This is a genomic window from Tenacibaculum sp. 1_MG-2023, from assembly GCF_030547425.1.
Taxonomy (GTDB): domain Bacteria; phylum Bacteroidota; class Bacteroidia; order Flavobacteriales; family Flavobacteriaceae; genus Polaribacter.
Genome location: NZ_JAUORH010000001.1, coordinates 187,543 through 206,818, shown reverse-complemented (window position 1 = coordinate 206,818; position 19,276 = coordinate 187,543). Strand labels below are relative to the sequence as shown.

The following is a 19,276-nucleotide window of genomic DNA, read 5'->3' as shown; positions in this document are numbered from 1 at the left end:
ATGCCTGCTAATTCCAAATATTTAAACCAATCCCCTTGGCAACAATTTGCAAAAATCTCTGCAGGTCTAATTGGTGGATATATTATAAGTGCCTTATTACATATGTGTTTAGTTTTATGGCTACCAAACCCAAAAGAAGTACTAATCACATCTATCTATACCATTTTTATTGCTTGGGGAGCTCTGTTAATTGTTCCTTTCTTATTTAAAAATGGATGGAAAGCTTGGGTAATATATCTCACAGTTTCAATAATCCTATATGTAATTTATTACTTAGGAAACCAACAAAATCCGTTTATATAATGAGTAATAGGAATTACAATGTGTTCTTTAACACACATACAGTTAGCGGTATTGTTATAAGTGTAGCCTTGTATGTTATCTTTTTTACAGGTGCTTTTGCCCTTTTTAAAGATGAAATTGCTTCTTGGGAAGAAGGTAAGCACTCAAAAAATATTGCTCGAGAACATATAGATTATGATTTTTTATTAAAAAAACTCTCTAAAAATTATCATTTAACTAGTAGAGATATTCGTTTTTATTTAGGAGACAAAAACGATGAAATATATGTATTAACTTATCCTGCAAAAGACACAATAAATATCCCTAATGAGGCTAAGTATCAAAATTATCAAGCAATAAATATTCATACTGGAGAAACTGCTTCTTATGTAGAAAAATATAGCTTAGGAGAGTTTTTATATCGTCTACATTTCTTTACTCAAATACCTACTATTGGAATTTACCTTGCTGGTTTTATTTCTTTATTCTTTTTGTTTGCTATTGTTACCGGAGTCATCGTTCACTGGAAAAAAATCATTTCAAACTTTTATCAGTTCAATCCCAAAATTGCTTTAAAAAGAGTGTGGACAGATGCACACACTGCATTAGGTATTATTGGACTCCCTTTTCAATTTATGTATGCTGTTACTGCGGCTTATTTTTGCCTAAGCCTTTTTGTTTTACTACCTGCTAACTTTTTATATGGGGGAGACCAAACAAAGTTAATGGAAGATTTACGCCCCGACCGTAAAACTTATGAATGGGTTGCTAAAACTGACAAAACACTTCCAAGTGTAAATAAATTTGTAGAAGAAAACACCAATCGCTGGTCTCATTTTAACCCTACCTATGTTTTAATTAAAAATTACGGAGGTTCCAATATGAAATATTTTCTTATTGGAGAGTTGGATTATAAAGAACGTTTTTTAAGTTCAGGAATGGTAATTTATGATTTAGAAACTAATAAAACTTCAGTGATAAGAAACCCTAATGAAAGTAAATACACAGACGATATTCAGCTTTCTATGGGACGTCTTCATTATGGAAATTTCGGAGGAGTTACCGTAAAAGTTATTTATTTTGTTTTAGCACTTATTACATGCTTTGTAATTATAACTGGTGTGTTGATTTGGATAGAAGCTCGTAACAAAAAAAGCATGAGTTTAAAACAACGTCTATACACTGCCAAGGTAGGACATATTTATCTTGCTATTTGCTTGTCTTTGTACCCTGTTACCGCTTTATTTTTCCTGGTAGTAAAACTTTTACCTGAAACTTATCAAACCCAAAAAATGAGTCTTTTATACACTTGGTTTTTTGTCGTTTGGTTATTAGCAACCCTATATTTTAGATTTAAACGAGATAATTATTTCACAAACAAAGCTACTTTGTTAGCAGGAGCTGTTCTTGGGCTTTTAGTTCCTGTTGTTAGCGGTATTGTTTCCAACAACTGGGTTTGGAATACCTATAAAGCTAAACAGTTTGACATTCTTACAGTCGATTTATTATGGATAGGTATTTCTGCTACAGCACTATTTATCTACCTTAAAATTAAACCTGAAGTAAAGACTAAAAGTGCTTTTGCAAAACACCCTATAGATTATAAAAATCGTAAACAATTATTAGCTGATGAGGCTGAAAAAACGGCTCAAGTTACAATAAGTACAGAAGACAAGAATAAATTATTAAAAGATAAAAACTACATACCTATGAGAACAAAAATTAGTATCCTTTGGATATTTTTAGCAATTGGCTGGATAGTTCACCATATATACGGGCTATTTAATATATACTACAATGAAACTTTAGTAATTGAGGGTGCAACAGGTGAAGCTCCTTTTGCACATCACATATATCGTATTTTATTTGAAGGAATGTGCTTACTGTTTGGTTTGCTAACTATTGAACTTTCTAAAAAATGGTTTAAAGTAACTTCACTGGTTTGGGCAAGTATTGCCGGTTTATACAACGTGTACCATTTCTTTGAAGCTATTCTTCACGAAGCTAATAATATATCTGAGATATTTATGCTTCTTTTGGTAGCAATAGCTAGTATATTTTTAATTATTAATATTTATAAGTGGATTAAAGACTAATTCCTTCTTAGTATAGGCTCATTCCCCATTTCCTATATCCCCCGTATTTATGGAAATAGTTACTGCCAACAACAAAAAGTCACAGTTAAAAAAATTTCTGTGCCTTAAAATAAAAAGTATGGACTGTGGTATAAAAACTTCAGTCTATACTATTAATTCTCTTTATGGTAAAGGGACGATAATAAGTTATTATTTTGATGGCTTACTAATCAATTTAATTAATGCTAAACTTAAAGAAGATTTTCTTTTTATCTCTAGCAACGATAGTAATAGTTTTAATACTTTAGAACTTTCTGTTTTAATAGATGGAGAAAAAATTATTCGTTTTTCTAATCTAGAAAATGATCTTATTATAGAAAAAAATGAAAGTTATTTATTACATGATAATGGTGATGATAAAATTGTTTTTTACAGAAATAAGCATATAAATGAAGTTAAAATTAAGATGCATGATTCGTTTATTAAAAAACATCAAATGCAAACGCTTTTTTCTAGTAATGAGACTTCTAGTTTAAGCACTACACAACAGTTAACTTATAACATGGAAAGAATAGTTAATGATATGCTCACTAACTCGCAAAAGGGCTTGTTAAAACGTCTTTTTTTAGAGTCAAAAGTATTAGAATTAATACATTTACAACTAAACATTCATTCTAAGAAAGGAAATAGTTCTAATGAAAACATTCTTAAAAAAATATATAAAGTAGAAGCTATAATCCAAACCAACATTCATGAGCAAATATCAATTCAGCAACTTGCTCGTAAAGTACTATTAAATCAAAATGTTTTAAAAAACGAGTTTAAAAAATTGTTTGGTGAAACTATTTTTAATTACACCAAAAATTTAAGAATGCATAAGGCAAAAAACTTATTAGCCTATACTCAAAAACCTATTTACGAGATAGCCGATATGGTAGGATATAAAAACCCTACACATTTTACAGCTGCTTTTAAAAAGTTTGAAAAAACAACTCCAAAAGAGTTTCGAAAAAATTATAATTACAAACCATAAATTAAGATTTTAACTCGTACTTCAATTTTCTTAATTGTGCATTTATAACCAATTCCATTCTACGTAAACTCTCACTTTCTAAATTCAAACAAGCATCTACCCACATAGCAGTAATATCTTTCAACTCTTTCTTCTGTAAGGGAAAAACTCTTTTTATACATTTATAGTGATTGTATTGAAAACTAAAGCTTGATTTTTTTATATAATTTATAACAGATGACATTCCCGTTTCTTCATTAAAAACACAATCTACCAAACCCATTTCTTCTAGTTTTTCAGCCTTGTATGTATTTCCTGTATATAATACATTAAGAGCTGTTTTTATATTTAGTTTCCTACATAAAAAGCTATAAGCTCCCATACCTGGAAAAAGATGAAACTTGTTTTCTGGTAAACAAAATTTAGCCGACTTATGAGATAGTATAACATCATGCGCCATTACACATTCAAAACCTCCTCCGTAAGCATTTCCTTCAACCAAAGCGATGCTTAGTGCAGGCAACCCAAAAGTATTATAGATGTTGTAAATAGCATCTATACATAAATTAGCGTATTCTGATAATGCTTCTTTATTTTCAGATTTGATGTTTTTTAAAAAATAGGGTAAATCCCCTCCTAAATTATATACCTCTTTATGTGTAGAGGCAGATACAATATATTTTAATGGATAAACCTTGTCTGCAAACATCATTTTTAAATCTTTAGCAAAATCTTTAAATTCCCATAATATTTCTGGTGAAAAATTCGGAACGCCTTTTGACTTAATACTCCAAACAATCATCTCATGTTCTGGATAATAGTCTACTTTAAAATTTTCATATTGTTTTATCATCCTTTTTATTTTTAGCGTGTACTTAATGAGTTCTTTTTAAGCCTAAATTTCCAAGCTTCATCTCTATATTCTTTTGCTTTTTTTCCTCCGTCAATGTGATTCCAACCTGGTGGCATAAAAAGGTATTTTACTTTATCTAGTAACGTAGGAGCTTTTTTTACATCCAACCATAATTCTTTCCATAGTAAAAATTGTACATGCCATAAGTTCTCGCTATTAAGTTTCTCATGCATAATTCCGTACACCATTTTTTCATTATCCAATTCTTTTTGAAACGTTTTAAATAAACGATCCCAAATACTAAAGGTTTCACCATAATTTCTATCTAAATAAATATGGTTTTTTGCATGATGTACTCTATGGACTGACGGTGTTATTAATAGTTTATCTAACCATTTTTGCTTTCCTATAACTTTTTCATTTACATGTGTTAGTGTTGCATAAAGACGTGCAATAGGTTCAATTACAAAAATCATTAATGGGTGAAAACCTAGTATTGGAAGCCATATAAAGTTAAACGGTGTAAAAAACACATCAAAAATTGATCCTCTAGCAACCACGGTTAAATTCATTTCTTCTGCCGTATGATGTACTCCATGAATACACCATAAAACTCGAACTTTATGTCCTAAAAAATGAATAAAAAACACTGTAAAATCATACAAAAAATATGCTACAATCCATATATACCATTGAAAACCTAGAGTAAAGAGTCTATTTTCATACAACCAAAACATAGTACCAACAATAAATATTTTTGATAATAAGAAGTAAGGAATACTTTGTATTAGGTACGATATAACACTTACTACTCCTTCTTTATTTTTTTCTATATAACTTGTTACAATAAGTATTCCCCATTCAACAAGCATTAAAACAAGTACTATTAGACTCATATGCTCTAATTTTCCTGCAAGTATTTCTATAGATGATAAATTCATATTTAAACTATTTCTTAGAAAAATTCTTTTTTAAAAACGTAGCTATTTGTGCTACTGCTTCCTTTGATGCTACTGTTTCTCGCAAGGAGTTCAGTACAATAAAATCATGTATTGTTCCCCCATATCTAGTTGAAACTACTGGTACACCTGCCATTCTTAGTTTTCTTGCATAGGTTTCTCCTTCATCTCTTAACACATCACATTCTGCAGTTATTAAAAGTGTTTTAGGTAAGTTTTTAAGCTCTTCTAAAGTTGCTTTTAACGGAGCTACAGTTCCTAATGAGTATAACTTTTTTTCTGGTACGTAAACATTCCAAAACCATTTCATTGTTGCTCTCGTTAAATAATGCCCTTTTGAGAATTGTTCATACGATTTCGTATTTAAATTGGTATCGGTAACTGGGTATAACAACACTTGTCCTAACAACTTAGGAGTTCCTTTTTGTTCCGCCATCATAGCTACAACTGTTGCCATATTTCCTCCCACACTATCTCCTCCAACAATAATTCTATTTGTATCTAACCCATATTGTTTTCCATATTTTGAAATGAACAAAGTTGCCGCATATCCTTCTTCATTTGCTATGGGGTATTTAACCTCTGGTGCTCTTGAATACTCTACAAAAACAATTGCTACATTTGCTTTTAAAGCTAAGTCTCGCATTAATCGTTTATGTGTTTCAAAGCTATTAAACACCCATCCACCTCCATGAAAATAAAGTAATACAGGTAATAATTTTTTTGTTTTTTTAGGCTTTACAATTACTGTATTTACTTGTTTACCTTGTTCTTTAAAAGAAACCTTGGTAAAGGTTACTTTATCGTAGATTAATGTGGAATCTTTTTGCATGTTTTCCATGGCATTCCTTCCTATATCTAAAGGTAGGTCCTGCAACGGTGGACCTTGATAAGAATGAATAACTTCTAAAAATTCTTGAACCTGTGAATCTAAGCCATCGCTTCCTGCTAAATTTACTTGTGTATATGTTTTTACTCCTATAAACAAGCTTAGTATCATAACTATTTTTTTCATAACTATGTAATTGCTTGTTTTATTCTTTTTGTAGATGAAGATTGTTTTTGCTTTGCTATTAGTTTAATTACTCTTTCCTTTGTCCAAAGAGTACCAAAGGTTAGCAATGTAATTCCTATAATAATTGCTAATAGTTTTAACTGACTTGTTTGTGATGAATACCCAAAAAGCAATACTCCCCAGTATACAAGTACCCACTGTACTAAATAAAATGTTGTTACATTTTTACTTGAGTAATAAATTACATCATATAGTTTGTTGTGTGGAATACAGGTTACTAATATGTGTCCAAACCAAACTAAAAATAAATTCACTCCAATAAAAACTATGGTTCCTCCTGGCCCTAAATGATAGTAATCACCAAAATGATATTCGTAATTATAATAGCATAACGCTACACCTATACACATAAATAAAACACCTGAAACTAGCATTCTTTTATATGTCAAAACAATGTTATTGTTACTTTCCTGATACCACATTCCAAAAAATAATCCTATTAAAATAAACGACATCCATGGAAATACAGGAAAGTAAACATTGTAGGTTTTCCCCCATAATAAATCACATATATAATCTAGCCCAATAATGTTAGGTTTATAACCACTTAATTCTCCTGTAAAAAAAACAATAAGTAATGCTAAGATTAAGGCTGCATACTTGTTTTTAATAAGCTTGATTATAATTCCCATAATAATCAAGGAAATCCCAGCTAATTGCAAAATATCTCCCAATAAAATAAAAAACAAGTAATTATATGAATCTCCTAGAGTTAGCCCGTTACCTTCAATAAAAGCCCTAGGAAACCCTCCAAATAACAACATAGGTACTGCAAATCTTAAAATATTAAGTAAATACCCTTTTGCTAAAATGTTTATTCCTCTTTTAAAGATTTTAAACATGCTTAACTTACTTGAAAACACAAAAGAAAACCCCATTACAACTAAAAACATAGGAGTTCCTTTTTCTAATACTTGAGCTACCTTTCCTAAAAAAGAATCATTCCAAGTATCCATTGTCGAATATATAATCATGGAATGAACAGGTATCATAGATAAAACACTAATTCCTCTTGCCATATCTATGGCTAATACTCTCTTTTTTTGTTCCATTTTTTATTCTTTAAAATGCCAGCTTAATTTTTTAGATAGTGGCTTTCGTTTTCTATTTACTTTAGGAAGATTTTCTTTTACATGTCCTATAAAAAAAACACCTAAAAATTGTTCATTTTCTTCTAAACTAATTTCTTTTTCACCATACTTTATAGTTGCTATACTGGTATCCCAATAGCTTCCTAAATTTAGACTTGTACAGCTTAACCACATGTTTTGTGCTGCGCTTGAAATAGCTGCAATTTCTTCCCATTCCGGTAGTTGTGCTCTTTTACTAGGTTTAAAAATCACTCCTATCATGCTGGCTTTACTGGCATACCTTTTAGTTTCTTTATAACGTTCGTTAGAAAACTCTTCTTCTGAATATATTTTTCGATAATAATTAGCCATAAACTCACCTAATGCTTCTCTATGTTTTCCTTCTAACACTACAAACCTCCATGGTTGGGTTAATTTATGAGTTGGTGCCCATAGCGCATTGGTTACAATTGCTTCAATCGTTTCCTTCTCTATTTTTCTATCCGAAAAATCATACGCGTAAGTGGTTTTTCGTTCTTGTATAATTTTAGTTATCTGTTTAAAACTCATATTAAATACTTTCTAAAGATTGTACCGTTTTTACTGTTTCTTTTTTAAACCTTGTAAGTGGGTTTTTTAATACTCCTTCTAACTTTAGACTTTCTATCGGATTAGCTAAACTGAGCATTTGCTTGGTATTACTTAACTGCAACCTGTTCAAACAACAGCGATCAAATTCTTTAACAAATAAATCGTATTGCTTATATTTTTCTGAAAACTCAGGATGTTGTTCTTGATATTCATACACACAATCTGCCACTAATTGCCAAAAATTATCCTCTGAAAAACTTGAATAACAATCTAACTGTTGAGCCATAAAACGAAAGAAGCAATCAAACACATCAGTAAAAATTGAAAGCACTTTCATTTTATCTGAAGTCTTAACAAACAATCTTTTAGCATGCTCAGGTAAGTGCATTGTTTCGTTAAAAACAATAACCTCTTCTGTAATATCTTTCATTAACACATGCACTGGTGTATTTTCTTCTAGCACTAGAATTAGGTTTTCTCCATGTGGCATAAACACAAATTCGTACTTATAAAAACAGTGCAATAAAGGTGCTAAATAAGCTTTTAAATAACGTTGAATCCAGGTAGTTGTGTTATAAGGTGAAGCTTCTATTAAAGCCGCTAACAATGATTTGTCTTGGTAATCTATATGCAATAAAGCAGCCATCGTAAACACGCGTTGATTAGAGCTTATTTTTGTAAACGGGCTCTCACGCCACAAAGCTGATAACATTTTGTTATGCGGATTCGTTTTTCCTAAAGTTTCATAATAATGATTGTGATACCCCGCTGTTGCCACTTCTCCTAACATGGTAAACCCATTGTTTTGTAGGTAGATGTCATCTGCTAACAAATCTGTTATCCATTGGGTAATATGCGGCGTACTTTGCATGTAATATGGAGAAAGTCCACGCATAAAACCCATGTTTAAAATAGATAGCGCCGTTTTAGTATATAATTTTTCTGGATGTGACGCATTAAAAAGTGTTCTAATAGATTGCTGTGCAGAGAATTCATCATCACTTTCTCCTACTAAGATGATATTTTTTTGAGCAATATCTGCTCCAAAAACAGCTACAATTTTGTTTTTCCATTGCCATGGATGCACAGGCATAAAAATGTAATTTTCAGTAGCTACATTTTGCTTCTTTACAACTTCTTTAAATGATGCTAATTTTTCTTTTCCTAATTCGCTCTCTAAAAGTTTTTCATACTCATAATTTTTAACAGCCGTGTAGGTAGCATACTTTTTATGAGCTGCTATCCATAAAAGGTTAAACGGTTGATTGCTTTCTGGTGCATATTTTTGATAATCTTTAATATTGAACCCTATTCTCCCATTGTTCGCTACAAAACAGGGGTGACCTTCAGTCATCGCGTGTTCAATTTCTTGAAAGGTTTTTTCAGCTAATTCATTGGCTGAAAATTTCTCGTTAACATACTTATATGCTGCTCCTGAAAGTGTACTTGTTATTTCCTCTAAATAAGTTGCTAAAAACTCATCAGGAATACCAAGAGTATTTTGAAACTCTGTTATAAAATGTAGTGTATCTAAATAAACTTCATTCGATATATTATTTTTTTTAATAATGCTTTTTTCATCAACCAACCAATGATCGAGAGCATACTTTTTTGCTTTAAATTGATACGTAAACTCATTATTATCTGAGGTAACCTGGTATATACAACCATCTGTTTCTTCTAAAATAAACTCAGGAGTTAAAATAAGCTCATGTGAAAATTCACTTATTGCTTTTTTTATTAATTGGCGATTTACAAAACTCCATACCTCTGGTTGTAAATGGGCTATATTATTTGTCATGTTGTTCTAGTTTAATTAAAGCTGATTGATACGTCTCTCTTGTACAAAAAGCTAAGGCTGCTTTTTTATGAGGTAACTCAATTTCTTTTTGGTATTTAAAACCAGCTTTTTTATTTAGCGTATGAATTTTTTCGTTATTCACATCGGGTTCTACAACAATTCTTTCCACTTGTGGTAAACTGAAAAAATAATCGATAATAGTTGAAAACACATGCCATGTAAACTGTGGTATTCTTTTTTCTACAGGCGCTACCAAAACATGCATACCATAATCATTCTCTTGTACATCGTAATAGTCTGCTATGCTATCTTTTGATGCTTTGTAGCGCTCCATTAAAAACACTGGGGTATTCCCTATCATTCCTACATAACTATGATGGTGTTGATTATTTTCTATTTCTTGGTATTCTGCATGTATTTCTTCTACAGACTTATTTAACATCCCCCAGTATTTTGCATAGGGTTGAGTTACCCAACGATGCAATATTGGTGTATCTGTTTCTAATTGAAATGGACGAATATTGATTACCCCCAACCCAATAATTTCTTTACTAAATATTTTTTGATACGTTTGAACCATAATTATACTTCTTGGTTTTTAAATACCGCTATTGGGTTTTTTAACTTTCCTGCAAATTGGAGTAGGGCAACAGGGTCATCTAAATCAATCATTTGTTTATGATTATTTAATTGCAACCTGTTTAAACATGAAAGTTTAAAGTCTTCAGCAAACAAATCATACTGTTTAAACTTGCCTGACAGCTCAGGAAACTGCTCTTGATATTCTTGAATATTTTCTGCTACGAGTTCCCAAAAACGATGTTCTCCATAATTTGCATGTTCTTCTAAAATTGGTGCTAGAAAACGGAAAAAACCATCAAACATATCTGTAAATATGGATAGTAATTTGACATCTTCTGGTACTGGCGCATACATTCTTTTTAACTCTTCTGGTAGCTCAACTTCAGGATTTAAAACACAAGCTTCTTCCGTAATATCCTTTAGTAAAGCATATACAGGAATGTTATTTTCTAATACCAAAATAATGTTTTCTCCATGTGGCATAAACACCAAATCATAATAGTAAAAACAGTGTAACATGGGACTTAAGTAAGCTTTTAAATAGCTTCGTAACCAGTTATCTATTGAAACTCCAGAGTCTTTAATAATCTCTGGTAACAATGCTTTTCCGTAATGATCTATATGTAATAATGCTGCCATCGTTAGTGGTTTTTGGTTTTCTTTAACCACAGAATACGGGCTTTCTCTCCATAATGAAGCTAGCATTTTATTGTAATCGTTATGTGGTCCAAACTCTTCAAAATATGGATTCACATAGCTAACCGAGCCTATTTCACTTAACATTCTAAATCCGTTTGTCTTTATATAAGCATCGTTATATAACAAGTTTTCTAACCAAACTGCCATTTTTGGAGCTGTTCCTAAGTAGTACAATGGCAACCCTCTCATAAAGCCCATGTTTAAAATAGACAATGCCGATTTGGTATAAAATTTCTGCGGATTGCTTATATTGAATAACGTTCTAATTGATTGTTGTGCTAAGTATTGATCTGGTCCGTATCCTAAGCATATTAAATCTCCTTTTGCTACTTCTGAAGCAAAAATTGTAGCTAGTTTGTTAAACCATTGCCATGGATGAACGGGTATAAATAAGTAGTCTTTTGGACTGAAGCCTTTTTCTTCAATTATTTTGTTGAATTGTGCTATGGTATTAACATCTAATTCTTGATGTATTAAGCTTTCATAAGGCAATGCTTCTATCGCTGAGAAAACTGCTTTTAGCCTATGTCCTGCCAACCATAATAACGAAAAAGAATTTCCCGCTTCTGGCGCATAGGAACGATAATCGCTGCTGTCAAAACCTATTCTACCATTATTTGCTACAAACCCTGGATGCCCTTCGGTCATAGATTGTTCTATCGTTTGAAAATCAGCCGTTGCTAATTCTTCTACAGCAGGGTTTCCTTTGGTAATTTTAAATGCACTTCCGTATAGTGTGCTTATAATTTCTTCTAAATATACAGACATTTTTTCATCAGCAATTCCCAGCGCTTTTCTAAACTCTTTTATAAAAGTAATTGCATCAATTTCTTCTTCAACTTCTTTTATATATTTTCTTATGGAGTTTTCATCAATCATCAAATGATTCAAAGCCATTGGTTTTGCTTTAAACTCATATTGGATTTCTTTATCATCCGCATCAACTTTATACAGTTTGTATCCGTTGTTTAACTCTTGAATTATCACTGGTTGTATTAATAGTTCATGTGAAAACTCACACAACGCTTTTTTTACTAGCAATAAGTTGGCTTTTTGCCATACTTTTGGTTGTATATGTTGTGTTGATTGTTGTGGAGAAACCACATTATCTAAGGTATTCATGGCGCTTCTTTTTGATGGTGAAAAGGATTGTATTTTTTGTTGGTAATTGGCTTTAGTTAAAAATGCTAATTGCGCTGTTTTGCTAGGAAGTTCTATTACATTCCCTAGTTCAAACCCTATACGTTGACACAGTGCAAACATTTTTTTGTTTCGAATATCGGGTTCTACTACTATTCGATTAATCGTAGGATTTGTATAAACAAAATCCATAATTGCTCGAAACATAAACCACGTAAAGTTTGGTGTTTTAGTGGTTTTTGGCGGTGCTATAATGATATGTACACCACAATCAGTCGTTTTTGCTTTGAAAAAGCTATTAATAATATCTAGTTTCGGATTGTAACGCTCTACTATAAATGCGGGTTCGTTATGAAACATTCCTACAAAAACATCGTAATGTTCTGGTGCTGTTAATTGGCTATATTCTTCTTCAACTTCTTTTACCGTTGCATTTTGCATTCCCCAAAAAACAGCATATTCTTTAGTTACCCATTGCTGTAAAAAAACGCTGTCTTTTTTTATTTGAAAAGGACGGATGGTAATTGTTCCAAAATCTTTATACTCTTTTGAAAAAACTATGGTATCTGTTGTTATCATAATTTAGGTTTTAGCTAGTTGTTTATGTACTTTCCGTACCGATTTAAATACGATAAAGTACAAGACTAATGTGAGTGTAAAACCTCCTAACGCAATGATAAAAGGTACTCGTAAACCGAAACCATCAACTATAATCCCTACATTTAAAGATGCTAGTAATACCCCTAAGTTTTGAAAGAAGTGTATTTTACTATAATCTACTGAGTATGATTCTGGCGTACTTAATTCAAATAATAAAATGTCGAATTTCACAACTCCTTGAAAAATTGCCCAACCATAAATAATTCGCCCTAAAACAACTACTGATTCATTAGGTATTCCTTGTAGCATAAGTCCAATTAACCCTATAAACAAGGCATTTATAATTCCTTCATGCCCTTTTGATTTTCGCTTATTATTAATCCATAATGCTACCAAGGCTACAAAACCTGGGATAGCATATATAGTGCCTGAAACCAATTTGCTTTTGTACGTTGAAAAACTTTCCCAATATGATGAAAAGAAAGGTCTAATTAAAAAGTCGCTGAAGTATAGTATCAACGTAATTAGACCTAATTTCAAGATAAATCCTTTCGGAATTATATTTTTATCAGTAGCAGTAGATTCTTCTGAAATGATTAAATCGGTAGCATACTTTTTACTTTTTAATAAATAACCACTCATAGCCATTTGAATAAAATCTCCTGCTGCCATTATTAAAAAAATGCTACTTGGGTTTATATAATCTACTGTTATACCTCCCAGCACCGCTCCTAAAACACCTCCTAAATGTACCACTACTGAAAGCAATCCTATCGTACTTGGATGTTCTTCTTTTGTAATGATTTTTAAAATGTACGGATATACCAGTAAATAACTTCCTTTAAATAGTACCATGATAAGAGATACAACCCAAAAATTAATGTACGATGTAGTATAGTAACAATACAATGCTAATACGCCTGCAACTGCTTGGGTGTACACTAGAATATTTAATTCTGATATTTTTTTAGAAATATATGCCCAAAATGGAAATGCAATCATTACCATAAAACAGATGGCTGCAAAGTAATATCCTACATTTTTAGGGTTTGTCATTCCGAAGCGAAGCTCAAAAAATTGTGGATAAAATGGATGCAGTAAATAATCACTTACTACTGCAACCAACGTCATTACTATTAAAAATGTTTTTAACTTCATACCCTTATGCAAAGACATTGAGTTCTATTTCTTCCTCTTGTGTAACCTCAAACTGCTGAAATGCTATCTTTTGCTCAATAGGATAATGCTCTACTCCTGTTATTTCTTTGATTATATAAGAATTTCTGTAGGCAGCCATCCCTAAATCTGGTGTAACAAATCCATGCGTATATAGTTCTACATTTTGAACAAAAATTTCATTATGATTTTCATCAATTGAATAGTTACGCTGCACATCAAATCGATTTTTAACATCCCACAGAATTCTATTTGAAATTCCTTCAATAAACTCTGGTAATTTATATTCATATCCTGTGGCAAGGACAAGTCCGTCAGTTTCGTGTTTAAAATATTTATCTTGTTCTACCTGATGAAACTCTAAGTTAATTCCTTCATCTAACACCTTGCTAGTTTTCAATTCAGAATTGGTACGTAATGAAACTTTTAATGGTTCTTTTGACACTACTCGTTTTGCGTATAACGTATCGTGAATAGCCCCTATTAAATCTTGATTAATTCCTTTGTATAAATGCTTCTGATTTTTTATTAGTGAATCTCTTTTTGATACTGGCAAGTTGTAAAAGTAATCTACATACTCTGGAGAAGTCATTTCTAATGTTAGCTTAGCATACTCTAACGGGAAGAAACGAGGTGAACGGGTAATCCAATTCAATTCATATTCTTTGGTATCTATTTCTTTTAATAAATCAAAAAATATTTCTGCTGCACTTTGTCCGCTACCTAATACTGTTATTCTTTTTTGCTTTTGTAACTGTTCTTTATTAGGTAAATATTGTGATGAATGAACAGCAGTCTCTTTCAACTCTTTACAACAAGTAGGAATGTATGGTTGTGTTCCTGTTCCTAAAACTAGCTTTCTTGTTTTATAAATTTTAATTTTTTGAGTTTTTGTACAAGTACTTGTTACTATATAAATCTTGTTCTGTTGATCATAATCTATATTTGTTACTTCTGTATTAAAATATACATTAGATAGCTTGCTTATTACCCATTGACAATATTGATTATACTCGTTTCTAAGTAATAAGAAATTTTCTCGTATATAAAAAGAATATATTCTACCCTGTTCTTTAATATAGTTTAAAAAACTAAAAGGGCTTGTAGGATCAGCAAGAGTTACTAAATCTGCCATGAAGGGAACTTGTAAAGTTGTATCTTCTAATAACATTCCTGGATGCCAATCAAATTTTTCTTTTTTATCAAGAAATACTCCATTTAAACCTTCAATAGGTTCTGATAAACATGCCAGCCCTAAGTTAAAAGGCCCTATACCTATCGCTATAAAATCTACTATAGTATTCTTCATCTTTTTTAGTTTGTAATTTTGTATTGTTCTCCTGTTGTTTTAATCATTTCTATTATGTTCAGAAGGTTATTAATTGTGTTTTTAGGGTTTAGAAGTGTAAATTTCAGGTAGATGTTACCTTGTAGTTTTGTACTCGCAATTGATGCTTTTCCTGCTTTGTACAAAGTGTTTTTGATATATAAATTAATCGAGTTATGAATTACATCTTCAGTTATTCCCTCAGTTTTATATCGAAATACTACGGTACTGAGTGCTGGTTCGTGAACAGTTTCAAAACATTCTTGATCTTTTATGTTATCATATACTGTTTTTGTTAAAGAATGTACCTCTTCTAAATAATTAGCAATTGTTTTTGTTCCTAATGTTTTTAAGGTTAGCCAAACTTTTAAAGCGTCGAATCGGCGTGTTGTTTGAATTGACTTTTCTATAAGATTAGGTCGTTGTGGATCTTTATCCTCAATAGGGTTTAAATAATCTGCGTAATATGATACATACTGAAAATGTTGTTTATCATTTACTAGAAATGCACTACAACTTACTGGCTGAAACAATGTTTTATGAAAATCTATGGTTATAGAATCAACTAACTCAATGCCCTTAAAGTAATCTTTATGAGTATTCGTAAGCGCATAACAACCTCCATAAGCACCATCAGCATGCAACCACATATTGTGTTCTTTTGCTACTTTACCAATGGTTTGTATTCGGTCAAAGCTTCCATAATCAGTGGTTCCTAATGTTGCTACAACTGCTATTGGAATATTACCTTCTTGTTTTGTCTTTTCTATCGCTAATACAAGTTCGTTAACATCCATCTGCATTTTCTTGTCAACTTTTACAGGTATAACTGCATCATATCCCATACCTAATAAAGCTGCACTTTTTTGAATACTAAAATGTGCCTTTTCTGAGCAAAAAATTCTAAACTTATTTATTTCACTTCTCCAACCATGTTGTTTAATGTTGATTTTGAAATGCTTGAAAGCATAATTGTCTCGAGCCATTAACATGGCCATAAAGTTAGATTGTGTTCCTCCACTTGTAAAAACGCCATCTGAATTTTCAGATAGATTAAATACGTTGGTTATCCAATGAATTACTTCTTGTTCTATAAAAGTTGCTGAAGTACTTTGATCCCATGTTTCAACTGCAGTATTAATTGTGGTTGTAATCATTTCTGCGATGATTGATGGTAATGTGATTGGACAGTTTAAATGTGCTACATATGTTGGATTATGGAAGGCGATTGCATTTTTTATATACAAATCATTTAACTCTTCTAGAGCACTATCTATCGTTTGATTACCCTCAATATTTACCAGTTTAGCTTGCTCTTTATTTGCTAGAATTTCTTCAAGATTGTCTCCTTGATAAAAGGTTCTGTTTGATAAAAATTGCTGAATGTAGGAGGCTGTTTTTTGAATATACTCTTCGTATAAATTCATCGATTCATCACTAAACAAATAACTATTTAATGATAATTCTTTTAATGAAGGGTGTGATTTAAGAATCATTTATTTTTATTTAGTCTTAATAATTAAAAACAAAAATATATTTAGACCGAACAAACTAAATGACGTAACTGGAATTTAAAATGACGTAACTGGTATTTTTTTATAAAAAAGAAAGTGTAATACTTTAAGTTTAACTTAAAATACTACACTTTTAAAAATCTATTTATTTATTCTTTAACTCTCTGGGGCTAACTCTACTTCTAAACCATCTAAATCTGGTGTCATTTGTATTTGACAACCTAATCGACTATTGTCTTCTACATAAAACGCTTCTGCTAACATCGCTTCTTCTTCATCTCCCATTTCTGGCAATTCATGATTTGATTTTACATAGCATTGACAAGATGCACACATTGCCATTCCTCCACAAATACCAATGGTTCCTTCAGGGGCTAGCTCATACGAACGAACTACTTCCATCAAATTCATAGCCATATCTGTCGGTGCTTGTATCTCGTGTATTACCCCATCACGATCGGTAATTTTTATAGTAATATCTTGTTCCATTTTATTTTACAAATTCATTTTTTTTTCGAAGTGTTTTAGCTCTCTTGTCTTCTCCATCATGTGTCCAACCTGGTGAATTGAATATATAATTGAGTTTATCACTCCATCTATCAGCTCTTTTTACATCTTTCCATATAGCAGCATATTCATGCGTTGCTACTTTTACAGGATTAAAGGTTTCAATGTTTATGGTTAAACCATATACAGGTTTTTCTACTTCTTTAAGCTCTTCAGAAAAAGTACCAAACATACGATCCCAAATAATTAAAATCCCTGCATGATTACAATCTAAATATCGAATATTAGAAGCGTGATGTACTCTATGATGTGACGGTGTATTGAAAATTAATTCAATTGGTTTCGGTAGTTTATCAACTAATTCTGTATGTACAAAAAACTGATAGATTAAACTGATTCCCATCATGGTAAACATCATTAATGGATCAAATCCTAATAGCGGAATTAACATCCAAAAGAAAAACTTATGGATACGTTCACCCACGCCTTGACGTAGCGCTGTTCCTAAATTCATATAAACTGATGAATGGTGTGGTACATGCCCTGCCCAAAATAGGCGTACTTCATGATTTAAACGGTGAAACCAATAGTAAGCAAAATCATCAACAAACAATAATAAAACCCAAGCCCACCATTGACGCTGAACTATATCTTTTAACGGACTGATTTCATGTAAATAGAAAAAAGCTACAAAGGCTAAAATTTTTGGAATAAATTCAACAATGGCAGAAAAAACCATCATTAACAAAGAGACTCCGGTATCTTTTCCATGATATTTTTCTTTTGCTATTCTGTACTCTATCAACATACCTACAAAAAAAATAGGCAGCGCAAAATACAAGAGTTTATCTTGTGATAATTGTTGTATATATTCTGTCAGAGACACCTTTAATTAATTGCTTTAACTACTGCTTTCGGTGCCTCTTTTCTTGTTCCATCAAAACCATCTACACCCCCTACAGTTGTATACTTCATCACATACTTTTTATCTGGATGAATACGTTTATAAGCACTCTGACACATTAACGTTGCTTCGTGGAATCCGCATAAAATTAACTTTAATTTTCCTGGATACGTATTTACATCTCCAATTGCGTAAATACCCTCTACGTTGGTTTGATAATCTAATGCATTGTTTACTTTAATGGCATTTTTCTCTATTTCTAATCCCCAATTTGCGATAGGGCCTAGTTTTGGAGATAACCCAAACAACGGAATAAAATGCTCACAAGGCAAGGTAAACGGTTCTTTATCTTTTTGTTCTACCAACACACCTTCTACCTTTTCTTCACCGACAATTCCTTTGACTTCTGCAGGTGTAATTAGCATTAATTTTCCTTCATTCTTTAACTCTTGTACTTTGTCAACAGAATCTAAAGCTCCACGAAATTCATTTCTTCTATGAATTAAAGTTACTGATTTTGCTACATCGGTTAAGAAAATAGACCAATCTAAAGCCGAATCTCCACCCCCAGCAATTACCACATCTTTATCTCGATACAGTTCTGGTTCTTTAATCATGTACTCGACTCCTTTATCTTCAAAGTTTGCAATGTTTGGAATCGGTGGTTTACGTGGTTCAAAACTTCCTAATCCTCCTGCAATAGCTACTACAGGTGCTTGGTGTTTTGTTCCTTTATTAGTCGTTACAATAAACGTTCCGTCGTCTTGTTTTTCAATAGTATCAGCACGTTCTCCTAAGGTAAACCCTGGTTCAAATTGCTTAATTTGTTCTAGTAACTTATCAGTCAAATCGCCTGCTAAAATCTCTGGATAAGCTGGGATATCGTAAATAGGTTTTTTAGGATAGATTTCTGAGCATTGCCCACCTGGTTGCGGTAAGGCATCAATTAAATGACAACGTAATTTTAACAACCCTGCTTCAAAAACCGTAAATAACCCTGTCGGTCCTGCTCCAATAATTAATATGTCTGTTTGTATCATTTTGTAACAAAATTCTCTTATTTATACTGAGATTCCTGCCTTTTGAAGTAAGGCAGGAATATTTATGCG

17 protein-coding genes are annotated in these 19,276 nt (G+C 31.7%); 3 read left to right on the top strand and 14 right to left on the bottom strand.

Features of this window, described 5'->3' with window-relative positions; translation table 11 throughout:
* The 3 genes from Q4517_RS00960 to Q4517_RS00950 all read left to right on the top strand — a co-directional run bounded on the left by Q4517_RS00960 (position 1) and on the right by Q4517_RS00950 (position 3,390).
* Positions 1 to 303 (top strand): hypothetical protein, encoded by a 303-nt coding sequence (locus tag Q4517_RS00960; protein WP_303505203.1) that lies wholly within the window; start codon positions 1 to 3, stop codon positions 301 to 303.
* Entirely contained in the window at positions 303 to 2,378 is a 2,076-nt protein-coding gene (locus Q4517_RS00955; protein ID WP_303505200.1) for a PepSY domain-containing protein, read from the top strand. Before Q4517_RS00960 ends, Q4517_RS00955 begins: the two co-directional genes overlap by 1 nt.
* Positions 2,379 to 2,496: 118 nt before the next feature.
* Positions 2,497 to 3,390 (top strand): AraC family transcriptional regulator, encoded by an 894-nt coding sequence (locus Q4517_RS00950; RefSeq protein WP_303505198.1) that lies wholly within the window; start codon positions 2,497 to 2,499, stop codon positions 3,388 to 3,390.
* Position 3,391: 1 nt separating this feature from the next.
* Here the strand turns inward: Q4517_RS00950 and Q4517_RS00945 are convergent, their stop codons facing one another.
* The 14 genes from Q4517_RS00945 to Q4517_RS00880 all read right to left on the bottom strand — a co-directional run bounded on the left by Q4517_RS00945 (position 3,392) and on the right by Q4517_RS00880 (position 19,207).
* The gene (locus Q4517_RS00945; protein WP_303505196.1) at positions 3,392 to 4,222 is read right to left on the bottom strand and encodes a crotonase/enoyl-CoA hydratase family protein; all 831 of its coding nucleotides are present in this window, start codon (positions 4,220 to 4,222) and stop codon (positions 3,392 to 3,394) included.
* Positions 4,223 to 4,233: 11 nt separating this feature from the next.
* Positions 4,234 to 5,163: a sterol desaturase family protein gene (locus Q4517_RS00940; RefSeq protein ID WP_303505194.1), complete on the bottom strand. Its 930-nt coding sequence runs from the start codon at positions 5,161 to 5,163 to the stop codon at positions 4,234 to 4,236.
* A gap of 7 nt (positions 5,164 to 5,170) precedes the next feature.
* On the bottom strand, positions 5,171 to 6,196 hold the full coding sequence (locus Q4517_RS00935; protein ID WP_303505192.1) for an alpha/beta hydrolase: 1,026 nt from the start codon (positions 6,194 to 6,196) through the stop codon (positions 5,171 to 5,173).
* Positions 6,197 to 6,198: 2 nt separating this feature from the next.
* Complete coding sequence (locus Q4517_RS00930) at positions 6,199 to 7,308, bottom strand: heparan-alpha-glucosaminide N-acetyltransferase domain-containing protein (protein ID WP_303505190.1); 1,110 nt, start codon at positions 7,306 to 7,308, stop codon at positions 6,199 to 6,201.
* A 3-nt stretch (positions 7,309 to 7,311) separates the two neighbouring features.
* Complete coding sequence (locus Q4517_RS00925; RefSeq protein WP_303505189.1) at positions 7,312 to 7,896, bottom strand: nitroreductase; 585 nt, start codon at positions 7,894 to 7,896, stop codon at positions 7,312 to 7,314.
* Between the two features lies 1 nt (position 7,897).
* Positions 7,898 to 9,718 (bottom strand): IucA/IucC family siderophore biosynthesis protein, encoded by a 1,821-nt coding sequence (locus tag Q4517_RS00920; RefSeq protein WP_303505187.1) that lies wholly within the window; start codon positions 9,716 to 9,718, stop codon positions 7,898 to 7,900.
* Positions 9,708 to 10,298, bottom strand: a complete 591-nt coding sequence (locus Q4517_RS00915) for a GNAT family N-acetyltransferase (protein WP_303505185.1) — start codon at positions 10,296 to 10,298, stop codon at positions 9,708 to 9,710. The genes Q4517_RS00920 and Q4517_RS00915 overlap by 11 nt, the downstream gene beginning before the upstream one ends.
* Before the next feature lie 2 nt (positions 10,299 to 10,300).
* Positions 10,301 to 12,718 (bottom strand): GNAT family N-acetyltransferase, encoded by a 2,418-nt coding sequence (locus tag Q4517_RS00910; RefSeq protein WP_303505183.1) that lies wholly within the window; start codon positions 12,716 to 12,718, stop codon positions 10,301 to 10,303.
* A 3-nt stretch (positions 12,719 to 12,721) separates the two neighbouring features.
* Complete coding sequence (locus tag Q4517_RS00905; RefSeq protein WP_303505181.1) at positions 12,722 to 13,915, bottom strand: MFS transporter; 1,194 nt, start codon at positions 13,913 to 13,915, stop codon at positions 12,722 to 12,724.
* Complete coding sequence (locus tag Q4517_RS00900) at positions 13,902 to 15,224, bottom strand: lysine N(6)-hydroxylase/L-ornithine N(5)-oxygenase family protein (RefSeq protein ID WP_303505179.1); 1,323 nt, start codon at positions 15,222 to 15,224, stop codon at positions 13,902 to 13,904. Before Q4517_RS00900 ends, Q4517_RS00905 begins: the two co-directional genes overlap by 14 nt.
* Positions 15,225 to 15,229: 5 nt before the next feature.
* A complete protein-coding gene (locus tag Q4517_RS00895; RefSeq protein WP_303505177.1) occupies positions 15,230 to 16,738 on the bottom strand; it encodes an aspartate aminotransferase family protein in 1,509 nt (502 codons plus the stop codon).
* A 174-nt stretch (positions 16,739 to 16,912) separates the two neighbouring features.
* Positions 16,913 to 17,245 carry a 2Fe-2S iron-sulfur cluster-binding protein gene (locus Q4517_RS00890; RefSeq protein ID WP_115899741.1) on the bottom strand — a complete coding sequence of 111 codons (333 nt, stop codon included), beginning with the start codon at positions 17,243 to 17,245 and terminating at the stop codon, positions 16,913 to 16,915.
* Between the two features lies 1 nt (position 17,246).
* Positions 17,247 to 18,149, bottom strand: a complete 903-nt coding sequence (locus Q4517_RS00885; RefSeq protein WP_303505174.1) for a sterol desaturase family protein — start codon at positions 18,147 to 18,149, stop codon at positions 17,247 to 17,249.
* A gap of 2 nt (positions 18,150 to 18,151) precedes the next feature.
* Positions 18,152 to 19,207 (bottom strand): NAD(P)/FAD-dependent oxidoreductase, encoded by a 1,056-nt coding sequence (locus Q4517_RS00880; RefSeq protein ID WP_303505172.1) that lies wholly within the window; start codon positions 19,205 to 19,207, stop codon positions 18,152 to 18,154.
* Between the last annotated feature and the right edge of the window lie 69 nt (positions 19,208 to 19,276).